This window comes from Achromobacter sp. LC458, assembly GCF_001005835.2.
Classification (GTDB): Bacteria; Pseudomonadota; Gammaproteobacteria; order Burkholderiales; family Burkholderiaceae_B; genus Achromobacter; species Achromobacter spanius_B.
Map to the genome: position 1 here is coordinate 92,367 of NZ_LBHW02000016.1, position 15,252 is coordinate 107,618.

At 65.7% G+C, this 15,252-nt stretch carries 10 protein-coding genes; 3 read left to right on the forward strand and 7 right to left on the reverse strand.

What is annotated here, in order from left to right; all coding sequences use genetic code 11:
* The first annotated feature begins 111 nt into the window (after window positions 1–111).
* Window positions 112–1,596, forward strand: coding sequence for an SPFH domain-containing protein (locus YH64_RS15375; RefSeq protein WP_082134495.1), 1,485 nt, complete (start codon window positions 112–114; stop codon window positions 1,594–1,596).
* A 12-nt stretch (window positions 1,597–1,608) separates the two neighbouring features.
* Here the strand turns inward: YH64_RS15375 and YH64_RS15380 are convergent, their stop codons facing one another.
* The 3 genes from YH64_RS15380 to YH64_RS15390 form a co-directional block, all read right to left on the reverse strand.
* Complete coding sequence (locus YH64_RS15380; RefSeq protein ID WP_046805106.1) at window positions 1,609–2,811, reverse strand: NAD(P)/FAD-dependent oxidoreductase; 1,203 nt, start codon at window positions 2,809–2,811, stop codon at window positions 1,609–1,611.
* Between the two features lie 23 nt (window positions 2,812–2,834).
* The gene (locus YH64_RS15385) at window positions 2,835–5,096 is read right to left on the reverse strand and encodes an arginine/lysine/ornithine decarboxylase (RefSeq protein ID WP_046805107.1); all 2,262 of its coding nucleotides are present in this window, start codon (window positions 5,094–5,096) and stop codon (window positions 2,835–2,837) included.
* 241 nt (window positions 5,097–5,337) lie between these two features.
* On the reverse strand, window positions 5,338–5,790 hold the full coding sequence (locus YH64_RS15390; protein ID WP_046805108.1) for a hypothetical protein: 453 nt from the start codon (window positions 5,788–5,790) through the stop codon (window positions 5,338–5,340).
* A gap of 137 nt (window positions 5,791–5,927) precedes the next feature.
* Here YH64_RS15390 and YH64_RS15395 point away from each other — a divergent pair, with 137 nt between their 5' ends.
* The gene (locus YH64_RS15395; protein ID WP_370512751.1) at window positions 5,928–6,422 is read left to right on the forward strand and encodes an N-acetyltransferase family protein; all 495 of its coding nucleotides are present in this window, start codon (window positions 5,928–5,930) and stop codon (window positions 6,420–6,422) included.
* 22 nt (window positions 6,423–6,444) lie between these two features.
* Here YH64_RS15395 and YH64_RS15400 read toward each other — a convergent pair whose 3' ends face one another.
* Window positions 6,445–7,737 carry a diguanylate cyclase gene (locus YH64_RS15400; protein WP_255444485.1) on the reverse strand — a complete coding sequence of 431 codons (1,293 nt, stop codon included), beginning with the start codon at window positions 7,735–7,737 and terminating at the stop codon, window positions 6,445–6,447.
* 110 nt (window positions 7,738–7,847) lie between these two features.
* On the opposite strand from YH64_RS15400, the gene YH64_RS15405 reads away from it, so the two are divergent.
* Window positions 7,848–8,717, forward strand: a complete 870-nt coding sequence (locus YH64_RS15405) for a GNAT family N-acetyltransferase (protein WP_046805109.1) — start codon at window positions 7,848–7,850, stop codon at window positions 8,715–8,717.
* 18 nt (window positions 8,718–8,735) lie between these two features.
* Here YH64_RS15405 and dcd read toward each other — a convergent pair whose 3' ends face one another.
* The 3 genes from dcd to YH64_RS15420 are packed head-to-tail and all read right to left on the reverse strand — an operon-like array spanning window position 8,736 to window position 15,250.
* Window positions 8,736–9,299, reverse strand: a complete 564-nt coding sequence (gene dcd / locus YH64_RS15410) for a dCTP deaminase (protein ID WP_006221748.1) — start codon at window positions 9,297–9,299, stop codon at window positions 8,736–8,738.
* Window positions 9,300–9,341: 42 nt separating this feature from the next.
* On the reverse strand, window positions 9,342–13,358 hold the full coding sequence (locus YH64_RS15415; protein WP_255444487.1) for a translocation/assembly module TamB domain-containing protein: 4,017 nt from the start codon (window positions 13,356–13,358) through the stop codon (window positions 9,342–9,344).
* Window positions 13,355–15,250: an autotransporter assembly complex family protein gene (locus YH64_RS15420; protein WP_104141915.1), complete on the reverse strand. Its 1,896-nt coding sequence runs from the start codon at window positions 15,248–15,250 to the stop codon at window positions 13,355–13,357. Before YH64_RS15420 ends, YH64_RS15415 begins: the two co-directional genes overlap by 4 nt.
* Window positions 15,251–15,252: the final 2 nt, after the last annotated feature.

A 15,252-nucleotide genomic window follows, 5' to 3' on the forward strand; every position in this document is an offset into this window, starting at 1 on the left:
TGATAAAACAATAACGACATTGTCATAAGTCGCGGAATGGTCGCGTCCTATGATCCCGCAGTCCAAGGGCGCCCACCCCGGACGCCTTAACTTCGAGTATCCGCCGTAAACATGATCGAAATTTCCACCACGAGCATCGCAAGCGCCCTGGTTGCTCTGTTTCCCCTGATCGCATTTGTCATCGTTTCCCTTCGCCGCGTTGTGCCCACCAACATGGTGCACATCGTTCAATCCAGCAAGCAGACCACACCCTACGGGCGCGGCAAGTTGGGGGGCAACACCTACTACCACTGGCCAAGCTGGCTGCCGGTGTGGGGCGTGGCGGTATCCAAGTTTCCTGAAAGCAACTTCCAGGTCGATCTGAAGGACTACGCTGCCTATGACGCCGCACGGCTGCCGTTCGAAGTCGACGTCACTGCGTTCTTCCGCATTGAAGACGCCTCGCTTGCTGCCCAGCGGGTGTCGACCTTTGATGTCCTGGTCGACCAGCTTCGCAACGTAGTCCAAGGGTCCGTACGTAGCGTGTTGGCAACGAACAAGCTGGAAGACATCATGCAGGCGCGAAGTACGCTTGCCGACGCGTTTACTGCAGCAGTGGACACTCAACTAGCCGAGTGGGGCGTCAAGACCGTCAAGACCATCGAGTTCATGGACATCCGCGACAGCGCGAACAATAAAGTGATCGACCAGATCATGGCTCGCGAGAAGGCGCGCATAGACCGCCAGAGCCGCGAAGAAGTCGCCGAACACAATCGCGCGGCAACCGAAAAAGAAATCGCCATGAAGCGGGAAATCGACCTTCAACAGCAGAACGCTCGCCAGCAGGTCGGCATGCGCAACGCGGAAACCGAACGCGAGGTTGGCATCGCAGAGGAACAGTCACGCCAGGCGATCGCGTTCGAATCCGTCACCACGGCTCGAAAGGACATGGAGGTCCAGCGCGTGCGCGACGTACAAGCGGCCGAAATTTCGCGTGATGTCGCTGTCGTCAGGGCCGAAGAAAACCGGCAGATAGCCGTGGTTGCCGCACACGCCGAAAAAGAAGCCCAAATTGCCAAGGCGGAAGGCGATCTGATCTCGGCAACCCGGGAAGCCGAGGGTGTAACGGCGCTTGGCGCCGCAAAAGCGTCCGCCGAGCAAGCCATGCAGGTGGCGCCCGTTGAAGCGCAAATCAAGCTGGCGAAAGAAATCGGGGGCAACGCGGGCTACCAGGAATATCTCATCCGCATCGAACAGGTAAGGTCAGGCAAGGATGTCGGCATGGAAATGGCCCGCGCCCTGCAACAAGCGGACTTGAAGGTCATCGCCAATTCGGGCGATATGCAAAATGGCGTCGCCTCACTGGGCGACATGTTCACGCCCAGTGGCGGCACGCGCCTTACGGGCATGTTGGCCGCGCTAGGACAAACGCCGGAAGGCGCGGCCCTGATTGAGAAATTAGGCGTCCCAGTGGTTGCCGGCAAAGCATTAAAAGAAGTTTCCCATAGCGCCACACTTGGCGCGGTGGCAACGGCTGCCATGGCGCACGACACCATCATGGCGCCGCCGCCTGCCGCGACGGCTTCAACCGACGGATCAGTATGGCGGCAGCTCTGATCCCGGCGAGGCCTACAGCGCCTTGCCGCAGGCCACGCCCGAAGCCCAGGCCCATTGGAAGTTGTAGCCGCCCAGCCAGCCGGTCACATCCACCGCTTCGCCGATGAAGTACAGCCCGGGCGTGGTTTTGGCTTGCATGGATTTCTGGTCCAGGCCGCGCGTGTCGACGCCGCCGCGCATCACTTCGGCTTTCTTGTAGCCGGCGGTGCCGCTGGGCACCAGCGTCCATTGGTGGATGTCTTGAGCCAGCGCGCGCAGCGTTTTGTCGGGCGCGTCGGCCAGGCGCATCGCGGCCAGGCCGGGCTTGCCGCCCTGCTCTGCCAGATGCAGCCAGCGATCGGCCAGGCGCTTGGGCCACAGGCCCGCCAGCACGGTATGCAGCTGCTGCCGGTTGCCCGACTTGGACGCCAGCAATTCTTCGGCCAGGTCGCGGCCCGGTGCCAGGTCGATCACGATGGGTTCGCCCGGCTTCCAGTAGCTGGAAATTTGCAGGATGCCCGGGCCTGAGAGGCCGCGATGGGTAAACAGCAGGTCTTCCAGGAATTCACCCCGCGCCTTGCCCTGCCCCGTCTGCAGGCCCACTTCCAGCGCCACGCCCGACAGCTCGGACAGCGGCTGCCATTGTGCGGAGTCAAAGGTCAGCGGTACCAACGCGGGTCGCGGCTCGACGACTTTCAAGCCGAATTGGCGCGCGATCTTCAGGCCGAAGTCGGTGGCGCCCAGCTGCGGAATCGCCATGCCGCCCGTGGCCACGACCAGCTTGGCCGCGCGGATCACGCCCTGGCTGGTGCGCAGTTCGAAGCCCTGCTCGCCATGGCCGATATCGGCCACCGAACAGCCCATGCGCCATTGCACATCGCCCGCGTCGCACTCGGCGCGCAGCATGTTGATGATGGATTCGCTGGAATCGTTGCAGAACAGCTGACCACGGTGTTTCTCGTGCCAGGCGATATGGTGGCGCTTCATCAGCGCCAGAAAATCCTGCGGCGTGTAAGCCGACAGTGCCGAGCGGCAGAAATGCGGGTTGTCGGACAGAAAATTGGCGGGCCCGGTCCCGATGTTGGTGAAGTTGCAGCGGCCACCGCCGGAGATGCGGATTTTTTCGGCCAGGCGCTCGGCATGGTCGACCAGCACCACGCGCAAGCCGCGCTGCCCGGCCACCGCTGCACACATCATGCCAGCGGCGCCGGCGCCGAGGACGGCTACATCAAACATCAGGACTCCAGACCCGCCGGGTCTTATTCTTCGATCAGGCAATCAACGTAGTAGCGCTTTTCGCCATCCGGACCCAGTTCGTCGGCCAGGCCGTGAATATAGGTTTCGAAGCCGGGGAAGCGCTCGTTGAATTCGCGCGCGAATTGCAGGTACTGCACGATCGTGCGGTTAAAGCGTTCACCCGGGATCAACAGCGGAATGCCCGGGGGATACGGCGTCAACAGCACGCCCGTGACGCGGCCTTCCAGCTTATCGATGTCGACACGCTCGACCTCGCGGTGCGCCATGCGCGCAAAGGCGTCCGACGGCTTCAGCGCCGGCACCATGTCGCTCAGGTACATCTCGGTGGTCAGGCGGGCGACGTCGCGCGCGCGGTAGGCTTCGTGGATTTCCTGGCACAGATCGCGCAGGCCCATGCGTTCGTAGCGGCGATGCACACGGCAGAAGTCGGGCAGGATGCGCCACAGCGGCTGGTTACGATCGTAGTCGTCCTTGAACTGCTGCAACGCGGTCAACAGCGTGTTCCAGCGGCCCTTGGTAATGCCGATAGTGAACAGGATGAAGAACGAATACAGGCCGGTCTTTTCGACCACGACGCCGTGCTCGGTCAGGTACTTGGAGACCAGCGCGGCCGGGATACCCGTTTCGCCGAAGCTGCCCGACATGTCCAGCCCCGGCGTGATGACCGTGGCCTTGATCGGGTCCAGCATGTTGAAGCCTTCGGCCATTTCGCCGAAGCCGTGCCAGTGGTCGTTGGCTTCCAGGATCCATTCGTCGCGGTTGCCGATGCCTTCGGACACCAGGCGGTTGGGGCCCCAGACCTTGAACCACCAGTCGTTCTTGCCGAATTCGGATTCCACCTTGCGCATGGCGCGGCGGAAGTCCAGCGCTTCGCGGATGCTTTCCTCGACCAGCGCGGTGCCTCCGGGCGGCTCCATCATGGCGGCGGCCACGTCGCACGACGCGATGATCGCGTACTGCGGCGAGGTCGACGTGTGCATCAGGTACGCCTCGTTGAAGACGTTGCGGTCCAGCTTGCGGGTCTCGGATTCCTGCACGATGATCTGCGAGGCCTGCGAAATGCCGGCCAGCAGCTTGTGCGTGGAGTGCGTGGCGAAGACCATCGCGTCCTGGCTGCGCGGGCGGTCCTGGCCGATGGCGTGCATGTCCTGGTAGAACTCGTGGAACGAGGCGTGCGGCAGCCAGGCTTCGTCAAAGTGCAGCGTATCGACATAGCTGCCCAGCTGCTCCTTGATCATTTCCACGTTGTAGATGACGCCGTCGTACGTGCTTTGCGTCAGCGTCAGGATGCGCGGATTCTTGTTCACCGCTTCGCGCGCGAAGGGGTTGGCCTCGATCTTCTTGCGGATGTTGTCCGGGTGGAATTCTTCCAGCGGGATCGGCCCGATGATGCCCAGGTGGTTGCGCGTGGGGCGCAGGAACACCGGGATCGCGCCCGTCATCGTGATGGCGTGCAGAATCGACTTGTGGCAGTTGCGGTCCACCACGACCACGTCGCCGGCGGCCACGTTGGCGTGCCACACGACCTTGTTGGACGTGGACGTGCCGTTGGTCACGAAAAAGCAGTGGTCGGCGTGGAAGATGCGCGCGGCGTTCAGCTCGGACTCGGCCACGGGGCCGGTGTGGTCCAGCAACTGGCCCAGTTCGTCCACGGCGTTGCAGACGTCGGCGCGCAGCATGTTTTCACCGAAGAACTGGTGGAACATGCGGCCCACGGGGCTCTTCAGGAAGGCGACGCCGCCCGAGTGGCCCGGGCAGTGCCAGGAATACGAGCCGTCTTGCGCGTACTTGACCAGCTCGCGGAAGAACGGCGGCGGCAGCGAATCCACGTAGCTGCGCGCTTCGCGGATGATGTGGCGCGCCACGAATTCGGGGGTGTCCTCGAACATGTGAATGAAGCCGTGCAGTTCGCGCAGGATGTCGTTCGGAATGTGTTCCGACGTGCGCGTCTCGCCATACAGATAGATGGGAATGTCGGCGTTGCGAAAGCGCAGTTCGCCAATGAACATGCGCAGGTTCTTGATGGCGCTGGCCACGTCTTCGGGCGAGTCCACGTCGAACTCTTCATCGTCAATCGACAGGATGAAGGCGCTGGCCCGGCTTTGCTGTTGCGCGAACGAACTCAGGTCGCCATAGCTGGTCACCCCGATCACCTCGACGCCCTCGGCCTCGATCGCTTCAGATAAGGCACGAATACCCAAACCGGACGCGTTCTCGGAACGGTAGTCCTCGTCGATGATGAAAATGGGGAAGCGAAATTTCATGCAGGCGCTCCTGGGGGCATGGCGGGTTCGGTCGCATAACGCGGCGCGAGTGTACTGCTAGTAAAAATCCGCCTGATGACAGACGGCGCGAGCCCCCGCCCAACAGGCGGGAATGGCGGAATTGTAGGGCTGTTTTTCTTTCAGTCCTACGGGAAATCCCCAGATAGGCCGAACAGCCGTTGTCATCGCGCCAAAAGCCGGGCTTTCAGCACAGCGACAGCAACGGCGGCACGGAGCAAACCTAGCGGATGGTGCGGGCTTCGCCGGCTTCCAATGCCAAGGTGAACTGCTCGAAGTAGGCGGGGATGGACTCGGTGGCCCCGTCCCGGATCCGGCGTTCTACCTTGGCGATGGCGCCAAAGCAGACTTCGGCCCCGGGTTCGCCACAGACGAGCACGACCGGGTCTTCGTCGTCGCAGACCTCGTACAGCCCGCCATGCGCCCGGCGACCAACCTCGTAGAGGTAGGCGGCGGCGCCAACGGTTTGCATGGGGGTAAGCGGCAAGGTGCCCAGGTGGGCGGCTTCCAGCGCGGTATCGAGCGCGTGGATGCTGGACAGGGAGTAGTCCAATATGGCGCCGGTGGATTCGGCGGCTTGTACAAAGTCTTGCGCGGCGTCTGCCACCCGTTCGACAAATGCGTCCTGCACTTCATCAAGGGTGGCTTCCTGGTTTGTCTTGAGGAAACCGAACATCGTTGGCTCCTTTGTGAAAACCGCAAGCGGCAATAGGACCATTATAGGCAAGCGTGTTACCTATAATCGGCGGGAAACCCCTCAACGTTTCCTATTCCCAACACTTGCCGCCCATGACCGCACCGCTAGTCAGACGCATGACCGCCCTTGACGCCCCGTCACTACGACGTTTGCGCCTGGACGCCCTGGTTGAAACGCCGGAATCGTTCGGATCGAGTTACGAAGAGGAACACACGCTGACACTGGACGACATCAAAGGCTGGGTCACGCCGCAGGACGACAGCGCGATGTTCGGGGTGTTCGTGGGTGATGACCTGGTGGGCATCATCGGCGTGGGCCGCCAGCGCAAGTTGAAGATGCGGCACAAGGCGCATATCTGGAGCGTCTACGTGGCGCCCGAACACCGTGGCCGCGGGCTGGGGCGGTTGCTGTTGCAAGCCGCCATCGCGCATGCCCGCACCATGCGCGGCATTCGTCAGGTGCAGTTAAGCGTCACGTCTAACAACACGTCGGCCGCCGCCTTGTATGCCGGCCTGGGCTTCGTGGAATACGGGCGCGAGCGCGAGGCGCTATGCGTCAATGACCAGCTTTACGACGAAACGCTGATGGCGCTGCCGCTAGCGGAAAAGTAAACGACAAAGCGGGCGGAGCGCCCTACGCCGCCGCCCCGCGCCGCCGCGTGCCGTAGGCGCACACCTGATTGCGGCCACCGTCCTTGGCCTTGTACAGCGCCTGGTCGGCCGCCTTGATGACCGCGTCCGGCGCACGCAGCGCGTCGCCCCGCTCGGCCACGCCGATGCTTACCGTTACCCGCAGCGGACGCGGATTGCGCGCACCACGCGCACCGCGCCGGCGCTGGCCCAGTTGATCTGCCTTGGGCCGCGCGGGCTTGTCACGCAGGCGCATCTGGTAGGCCTCGATTGCGCGGCGCACCGCTTCCAGGTGCGGCAGGCTTTCCGCCGCCGTCTTGCCCGGAAACACCAACGTGAATTCTTCGCCGCCGTAGCGATACGCCTGCCCACCGCCCGGCACGCGCCGCAGCTGCGACGCCACCATGCGCAGCACCTGGTCGCCCACGTCGTGCCCGTGCGTATCGTTGAATGCCTTGAAATGGTCCACGTCGGCCATCGCCAGCGTGTAGACGCGGCCCATGCGTTGCAGGCGTTCGTTCAGCGCGCGCCGGCCCGGCAAGCCGGTCAGCTCGTCGCGAAACGCCATGTGAAAGCCTTCGTGGGCCAGCGAAATGCACAGCGCCGTCAGCGCGGCGGCGGACATCAGGGCCAGTTCGATCGGATGCTGCGCGCCGCGCGGCAATGCCCACGCCATGCACACAAACCCCAGCCATTGTCCGGCCTGTTGCGGGCGGCCATAACGCAGCAGCAACAGGGTCAGCGTCAGGCCGGTGCCCAGCAACGCCACCAGCGCCTCGACCGGCACGCCAAGCCGCGCCAGCTTGCCTTGCAGGGCCAGCGTGCCAAACACTTCCACCAGCCCTTCTTTGCCGACCAGCGCAATGCCGGCCATGCCGACGGCAATCAGGCCGATGCGTAGCGCCAAGTCCAACAGCATGCTGGATCGTTCGGCCCACAGCGCGTTGATGGTGTAGGCAATGGCCCACCACGCCAGCGCGGGGCCCAACGCCCATGGCGCCTCGCGCGCCAGCGTCGGCCATACCGCCGTGGCTGCCAGCACGCACAGCATCAGCGCCATGGTTTGCGAACGCTGATACATCAAACAGATGGCCGCGCCGATCAGCGCCATCACCCACGGCACGAACGGCACGATCAAAGTCAGCGCGGGCGGCCACTCGCGCCACAGCATCAGGCCTACCGCGGCGGCCACTGGCAACGCGGGGTAGAACAACAGGGGCAGCCAGGGGATATGGGGGTAACGCACGGTGGGGGCCTTGCTCGCTTGCAGAGATGACGTCGCCAAATCGGCAAACATATATATCCTTTTTACGGTCGCCGGCGGGGGTTCTTTAGCGCGGTTACCGCTGTGTCGCCGGCCCGTGGCGCGCGTGATATGTTTTCATCCCCCGCCGAAGGAATGCCGCCATGCAGCTGCTTGTGAATATCGATGTGCCCGATCTTGAACACGCCATCGTCTTCTACGAACGCGCCTTCGGGCTGACGCTGCACCGGCGCCTGGGGCCGAAAGCGGCTGAAATGCTGGGCGCCAACGCCCCCATCTATCTGCTGGAAAAGGCGGCTGGCACCAGTGCGGCGGGTGCGTCGGGGGCCGCGGGCGCGGCGGCGCCATCGCGCGATTACGCCCGCCATTGGACGCCCGTGCACCTGGACGTCGTCGTGCCCGACGTGGACCGGGCCGTCGATCAGGCCGTCGCCGCCGGCGCCATCCTGGAAGGCCCCGCTGCCACTCACGCCTGGGGCCGCATCGCACACCTTAGCGACCCGTATGGCCACGGCATCTGCATCCTGCAATTCTTGGGACGCGGCTATGACGAAATCACGAGCGATCAGGTGCGCACCCTGCCCGTCTCGGCATCCGACTTCGATGCGCTGGCCGACATCCGCGTGCAGGCCATGCGCGACAGCCTGGAACGAGTGGGCAGATTCGACCCGGCGCGTGCCCGGGAACGGCTGCGCGCCAATTTCCACCCGGATTGCACCTGGTGGATCGAACATGCCGGAAAACGGGTGGGGTTCTATGCCCTGCGGCCGGACGGCCAGGGCCTGCGGCTGGACCACCTGTACCTCGCGCCCGCCGCGCAGGGACAGGGCCTGGGCGGCCGCGTCCTGCAAAGGATTCTGGGTGACGCCGACAGCCAGGGGCTGCCGGTCAGTGTGGGCGCGTTGCGGGGCAGCGATTCGAACCAGTTTTATCGCCGGCACGGGTTTGTGCAGACGGCCGAGTCCGAATGGGATATCGACTACCTGCGCCCGGCGCCGGGGCACGCGGCCTAAGCCGCCGGCGCCCCCCGATCAGGTGCGCGGCAGCGTCACGCCGCGTTGGCCCTGGTATTTGCCGCCACGGTCCGCGTACGAGGTCTCGCACACTTCGTCGCTTTCCAGGAACAGCATCTGCGCGCAGCCTTCGCCGGCGTAGATCTTGGCGGGCAGCGGCGTGGTGTTCGAGAATTCCAGCGTGACGTGGCCTTCCCATTCGGGTTCCAGCGGCGTCACGTTGACAATGATGCCGCAGCGCGCGTAGGTGCTCTTGCCCAGGCAGATGGTCAGGACGCTGCGCGGAATACGGAAGTATTCCACCGTGCGGGCCAGGGCGAACGAGTTCGGCGGGATGATGCAAACATCACCCTTGAAGTCCACGAACGAGCCTTCGTCGAAGTTTTTCGGGTCGACGATGGTGGAATTGATGTTCGTGAAAATCTTGAATTCATCGGCGCAGCGCACGTCGTAGCCGTAGCTGCTGGTGCCGTAGCTGACGATGCGCCCGCCATTGGCCGTGCGGACCTGGCCCGGTTCAAAGGGTTCGATCATGCCGGCGTCGGCCTGGCGGCGGATCCAGCGGTCGCTTTTGATGCTCATGGTGGGAATGGTGCTAAAGGGGTGAAGTGGCCGTCATTTTACTCAGTTCCCCCAGAACGTCCGGTACACCAGCGCGATGCCGTTGACCGACCCGCCCTTCAAGTCCACGGAAAGCCCGCGCGCCAGACGGTAACTGGCCCGGCCCACGGTGTCGCTGCCGGCCAGCGCCTGCTCCACGCTTAGCGTGATGCCGTTGGCGAAAGACTTGCTGGCCACCAGGAACTGGGTTGCCAGCTGGCTGTCACTGTCCCGGTTTACGTCGCCGGCCACCGTGCGGTCGGGCAGGATGCTGCCCGAACTGCCGATATTGCCGGTGCGCACGCTGACATCGTCCAGCCCGAACTGCTTGTAGAACGGCTGGCCGCCGCCCAGCAGCGCGGTGCCCACCGACACCAGCAAGGCCGCGTCGCTGCCGCTTTCGTCGGGTCCGCGCCCCAGCAGCAGCCAGGACAGCTTTTCGACATCGCTGACGTCCGGGTAGGACACCAGGTCGATACGCGGGCGCTGCGCGGTGCCGACCACCTTGACGCCGGCCTCGACCTGTTCGCCCGTGCGCAGGGCTTCGATGTCCAGCAGCGGGTTGTCCAGCCGGCCCTGGAACGTCAGCGTGCCCCGGCTGAGACGCAGCTTCTGGCCATAGGCCTCGATGCCGCCGCCCCGCGTGCGCAACGCGCCCACGCCGGTCAGCCGGCCGTCATTGAGCAGAATCTGGATGGAGCCCAGCAGCCCGGCGTCCAGCCCCATGCCCGTAATGTAGAAACGCGGCCCCATGTCGAACTTCAGGTTCATGCTGGTTTGCAGCGGCGTGGACACCGTGGCGCGATCCTGGCCCGGATGAATGACTTTGACGTCGTCATCCAGCGACGGCACGCCCTGCAGGATTTCCAGGCTGAACCACCCGGCGTCAGCCTTGAGGTCGCCCACGATGTCGATGCGCGGCATGGCGGCCGTCAGCGTGACCGTGCCGGAAACCATGGCGTAGCGGTCCGAGCGCTGCAAGGCCGGAAAGCGGTACAGCGTCAGCTTGATGTCGCCACCGCCGTCCATGATGTTCCACTGCCCGCGCGCCTCGGCGTAGCCGCCCTTGGCCTCGGGGTTGGTCGTGATCCATTCCTTGGTGCGCCATTCGGCCGGCATCACGCGCAGCGATGCCGGAAAGCGCAGGCTGTCCAACACCAGCCGCTGGCCATCCAGCCGCGCCGACAGCGTGCCGTCCACCAGGCGCACGCCGTCGTCAATGCGGACCAGGCGCAGCTTGTCGCCCCGGATGTTGCCCGTGGCCGACCATTTTCCGGCCAAGGTGCCTTGCACCTCGACGTTGGCCTTGACGGCGCCGCCCACTTCCATCGAATCGCCCACAAACAGGCCGACCCAGGCCAGATCGGCAATGTCGGCGTCCAGCTTGGCACGCAGCGGCTGGCGCTCGTCCAGCGCCATGCCGCCCTTGGCGTCCACGCGCAGCACGGCGGTGCCGGTGCCGTTCACCGTGCCCATCTTGGCGGTAGCCAGGTCGATTCTGGCGTCCAGGCGGCTGGTGTTGGGCGACGTGGGCGTGGCCGTCAGGTCCAGCACAAGCGCCTTCAATCCCAGGGGGACGGGCGGGTCGCCCGGGATCAGCAGGTCGCCTTCACGGCGGGCAATGCGCGCCTTGCCCGCCAGGCGGCCGTCAAATTTCAAGTCCCAAAGCAGGTCCAGGGCGATGCGGCGCTGGCCCTCGGGCACCATGGCGTTTACGCGCGAGGGGCCCTTGCCCAGCTTGGCGGCGGCCTCGGGGTCCAGCGCGCCGATCACCTGGCGGGCCATGGCGGCCGTGATGACCAGGTTGTCGGCCTGGCCGGTGGTTTCCCAGCGCTTGCCACCGCCGCGCGAGCCTTGGTGCGCCAAGGTCAGGCGTTCCTTGCCCGGCAGCGTCACGCTGAGAACGGTCTGGCCCACCTGCCATTGCCATTGCGGGTGTACGGCCGACGGCAGATAGGCCAAAGAGACCGGCCGGTCAGCCGCCACGACAAACCCGGCGCTATCGGCCGTCAGCTTGGAAAAGGTGCCGCGCCAGCCCACCAGCGCTGCGTCGGGCTGGCCAGCCGGGCCCTTGCCCCAGCCGCCCGCAAAGACGATATTGGCTTTGGCCGGCGCTTGGCCCAGCACGCCCGTGCGGGGCTTGGCGGGGGTGTAACCGGCGTTGAGCTCGCCGCGATGCGCCGCGATATTGCCGGCCAGCTTGCCCTTGAGCTCGGCGCCGCCCGGGATGCCGGGCCAGAAGGCGTCCAGCTGCGGCGCCTGCGCGTCCAAGGTCAGCGCGCCGTCGGTGGCGTCCATCTCGCCCGATGCGCGGATGCGGTTGCGACCCAGCTTCAAGTCCACGTCCAGCCCGTGAATGCGCAGTCCGGACAGCGGGTCGGAGTAGGCGGCGGGTGCGGTCGTTGGCGCCGTTGTAGAGCCCGCCGGTGCGGGTGCCGGTGCGGGTGCCGGTGCGGGTGCCGGTGCCGCGGCCGGTGCCGATCCGGGCTCGGTTGCGGCGATGTCCACTTGCGCTTTCACGCCGCCCGTCAGCGGCTGCTTGTTCCAGCGGGTGCCCTCTTCGAAACGCAGGTCAATGGCGGCATGGCGCAACTGGCTCAGGTTTTCAATGTCGGCCTGCACGTCGCCGCGCACCGTCAGGACTGCCGGGGGCACGTCCTTGCCCAACCACGGCGCCAGATCCAAACGCTGCGCGCTGATCGTGCCGGTGATGCGGTCGCGGCCGGCGACTTGGCCGGCGCCCGATTGCAGGTCGAACTGGGCGGCCAGGGTCGACTTATCCGGCAGCTGCGCGTTGGCGCGGGCGCTGCGCAGGATAAGCGCGGTGCGCGGGGCCAGGTCGGCCACCACGTCCAGCAGCATCCCCGACCCGGCACCGTCCAGCTTGGCCTGGATGCCATCCATCGACCCCGCCGCATCGGCGCGCAGCACGACCTGGCAGGCGGGCGCGGGCGGGCCGGCGATCTCGGAAGTAGCGGCTTTGGAGCCGGCGCTCGCGCCCGGCCCGGCGGCCACATTGGCGTTCCCCGTGGCTTTGGGATTTACCTGTGCGCTTGCTGTGGTCGTCCGCGCATCGGCTTTGTTGCGGCCCTGATTGGCTTTGGAGTTCGCCTGCGCGTCGGCTTTGGAGTTCGCCTGCACGTTCGCGTCGGACGCCGGCGCATTGGCTTTGGAGTTCGCCTGCGCGTTGCTCGGTGCGCTGCCGCGCGGTTTCGCCGATGTTCCCGATTGCGGCGCAGTCCGCGCGCCCGGTTGCGCCGTGCGTTCGGCGCCGGCGGCGCGCTTGGCTTGCGACGTCGTGTCCCCTTGCTTGCCCGTCGCGGCCGGACCCGCCGCGAATACGCCCCCTAATCGGTCCGCCTGACACAAGGGAGATTCGGGGCCGGACCCTCGCGCCGTCACATCCAGGCGCGCGGCGAACGGCCAGGGGTCGGCCATGCCTTGCAGCTGCGCTTCGCCCGACACCTGCGCCTCGCCCACCTCGTGGCCGACCCGCAGCGACGCGATGCGCAGCTGCGCGCCTTGCTTGCCGGCCGCGAACGTCGCGCTAAGGTCGCCCAGCGTGACCGGCAACGGCTGGCCGTCCTGCTCCAGTTGAAAGTCACCCAGGGCCAGGCGGTCCACGGCAATATCCACGGGCAGGGACGGCAAGGAAAACGGCTCGTTATCGTCCGGCGTGGCGGGCGCCTCGGCTGACGGGGCCAAGGCCACGCGCACCGATTCCGCCGACACGTCGCGCACATGCAGCCGCCGCTGGCCCAGCGCGCGCCAGTCCACATTCAGATGTAGCCGGCTGATATCGACGCGCGTGCCGCCCGCGTCCAGGTCCAGCTTGCCCACGGTCACGCCGCGCAACAACGATCCGTTCACGTCCAGCGCCTGGCCGTTCAACTGCTGGGCGGCGGTGGTCAGCAACAGCCGCGTGCCACTTTGCGACCCCACCAGCCAGAACAGGAAGCCGGCGGCCAGCAACAGCAGCATCGCCAAACCCGGCAGCCACCACACCAGCACCTGCCGCAGGAATTTGCGCAACAGCTTCAAAACGCGATCCCCAACGAAAAGTGCAGACGCAGGTCGCGCTCGCGCTGGCCGTAGGCCACGTCCAGGAACAAGGGGCCGGCGGGGGTGCGCACCCGCGCGCCGACGCCGTAGCCCACCGCCAGGGACATGTCGCCGAAGGACTCGGCGGCATCGCCCGCGTCCACGAACACGCCCATGCCCCAGCGTTCGTTGAAATAGTGGTCGTATTCGACGCTACCTACAACCAGCGTCGGCGCGCCCACCACGGCGTTGTCGCGTTGCACGCCGATGCTTTGATATTTGTAGCCGCGTATGGACCGCGCGCCGCCCGTGCGAAAGCCGAAGTCGTCCGGCACCTGCACCTTGCTGCTGGACCACACGCGGCCGACCTCGCCGCGCACCGTCAAGACGTCCAGCTTGCCGATGGGCCACCATTTCTGCGCACGCAGCCGGGCGCGGGTATAGGGTTCGCCAGTGTCCAGCGTCACGCCCACGCCGCCGCCCACGGCAATCAGGTTGCCTTCGCGCGGGTCATATTTGTTGTCGACGTCGCGGCGCAGCCATTCGGCCGTGGCGGTCAGCGTGGGCAACGTATATTCGTCGCCGCCGTCGATTTTTACGTGGTCCTGTGCCAGCAGCAGGCCCCAACGCGTTTCATATTCGACGCGGCTGTCGCCCGCGCCCTTGCGCTCTTGCAGACGCGTGGCGCCCAGGGCATAGCGGGTTACATCCAGGCCCTGGATGTCGGAATGGTCGGCCAGCACGCCAAACGAATCCTTGTAGCCGCGCTCGGTGGGCGGCAGCAGGAAGTCGGCGTAGGCGCGCTGACGCAGACGGTCCACGCTGAAACCGGTTTCCATGGTGACGGGTTGGCCGAAGACCACGTTCTGGCGGTATAGCGATTCCACGCGTACGCCCGCCTCGTCGTCCACGCCGATCGACGCCGTGAACCGCTTGGGCGGCGCTTCCACCACGCGCACCTGCACGGGCAAGGTCACTTCGCCGTCCGAGTCATAGGCGGGCGGCGGCGGCGGCACCGCGCCCGACACGGTCGGGTCGCCCGCGGGCGTGGCGGCGGCCACATCGGCAGAGCCGGGCGCGCGGGCGCGATCGGATTTCACGTCGGCCGCCTGCGGCGGCGTGCTGCCGGGCGGCTCCAACGACACGAAGGCGCCGCGAAAGAAGGCCGTTGATTGCAGGTCCTGCTGCCAGGTATCCAGCCGGTTCTGATCGTAGGCGGCCCCGACCGAATAGCGCACGTAGCGCTGCACCAGCTTGTCCGGTACGCGTTTCAGGCCTTCGGTGGTCAGCTCGCCCATGCGGACCTGCGGCCCGCTGTCCACGGTCACCTGCAAGGCGGCGGTGGCCGTATCGGCCATGATTTCCGCCTGCGATGCCGTCATGCGCGCCAGCATGAAGTCGCGCGTCGAAATCTCATCCAGCAGGTTCGACTTGGCCCGATTCCAGTCACTATTGATAAATGGCTGTCCGGCCTTGAGCTGCCAGTCGTCGCGCAGCTTTTGCACACGCTGGGCGAATTCCGGACGCGTGATGCGGCCGGTGAACTTCAGGTCCACGGACGAGACGGTCGTGCGCTTGCCCGGCACGATGCCGATATCCCAGGTTTCCCCGCCGATATCGGTGCCGGATTCCAGCGTTACCGTGGGTGAAAAGTAACCCTGCGTAGCCAACGCGGCCAGCGTGGCGTCGCGCGCACGGCGTCGCAGCCGGTTGATTTCGCCCCCGTCCTGGTCTTCAGCCAGCCGAGCGATGGCATCAACGGCCTCGGTAATGGCCGTCAGCGCGGCCGGCGGCACGCCGCCCGGGTCCACGATGACTTCCGGCCGCTTGGCCAACGCCTCGGCTGAAAACACGCATAGTCCTGCCAGAATGGCGCGGGCTGCCCATTGCATGT

Bases quoted from the DNA above. Each gene is read 5' to 3' on its own strand.
- YH64_RS15380 (WP_046805106.1), bottom strand. From the start codon at position 2,811: ATGTTTGATGTAGCCGTCCTCGGCGCCGGCGCCGCTGGCATGATGTGT.
- dcd (WP_006221748.1), bottom strand. From the start codon at position 9,299: ATGAGCATCAAAAGCGACCGCTGGATCCGCCGCCAGGCCGACGCCGGC.
- YH64_RS15395 (WP_370512751.1), top strand. From the start codon at position 5,928: ATGACCGCCCTTGACGCCCCGTCACTACGACGTTTGCGCCTGGACGCC.
- YH64_RS15390 (WP_046805108.1), bottom strand. From the start codon at position 5,790: ATGTTCGGTTTCCTCAAGACAAACCAGGAAGCCACCCTTGATGAAGTG.
- YH64_RS15385 (WP_046805107.1), bottom strand. From the start codon at position 5,096: ATGAAATTTCGCTTCCCCATTTTCATCATCGACGAGGACTACCGTTCC.
- YH64_RS15400 (WP_255444485.1), bottom strand. From the start codon at position 7,737: ATGTTTGCCGATTTGGCGACGTCATCTCTGCAAGCGAGCAAGGCCCCC.
- YH64_RS15405 (WP_046805109.1), top strand. From the start codon at position 7,848: ATGCAGCTGCTTGTGAATATCGATGTGCCCGATCTTGAACACGCCATC.
- YH64_RS15375 (WP_082134495.1), top strand. From the start codon at position 112: ATGATCGAAATTTCCACCACGAGCATCGCAAGCGCCCTGGTTGCTCTG.
- YH64_RS15420 (WP_104141915.1), bottom strand. From the start codon at position 15,250: ATGCAATGGGCAGCCCGCGCCATTCTGGCAGGACTATGCGTGTTTTCA.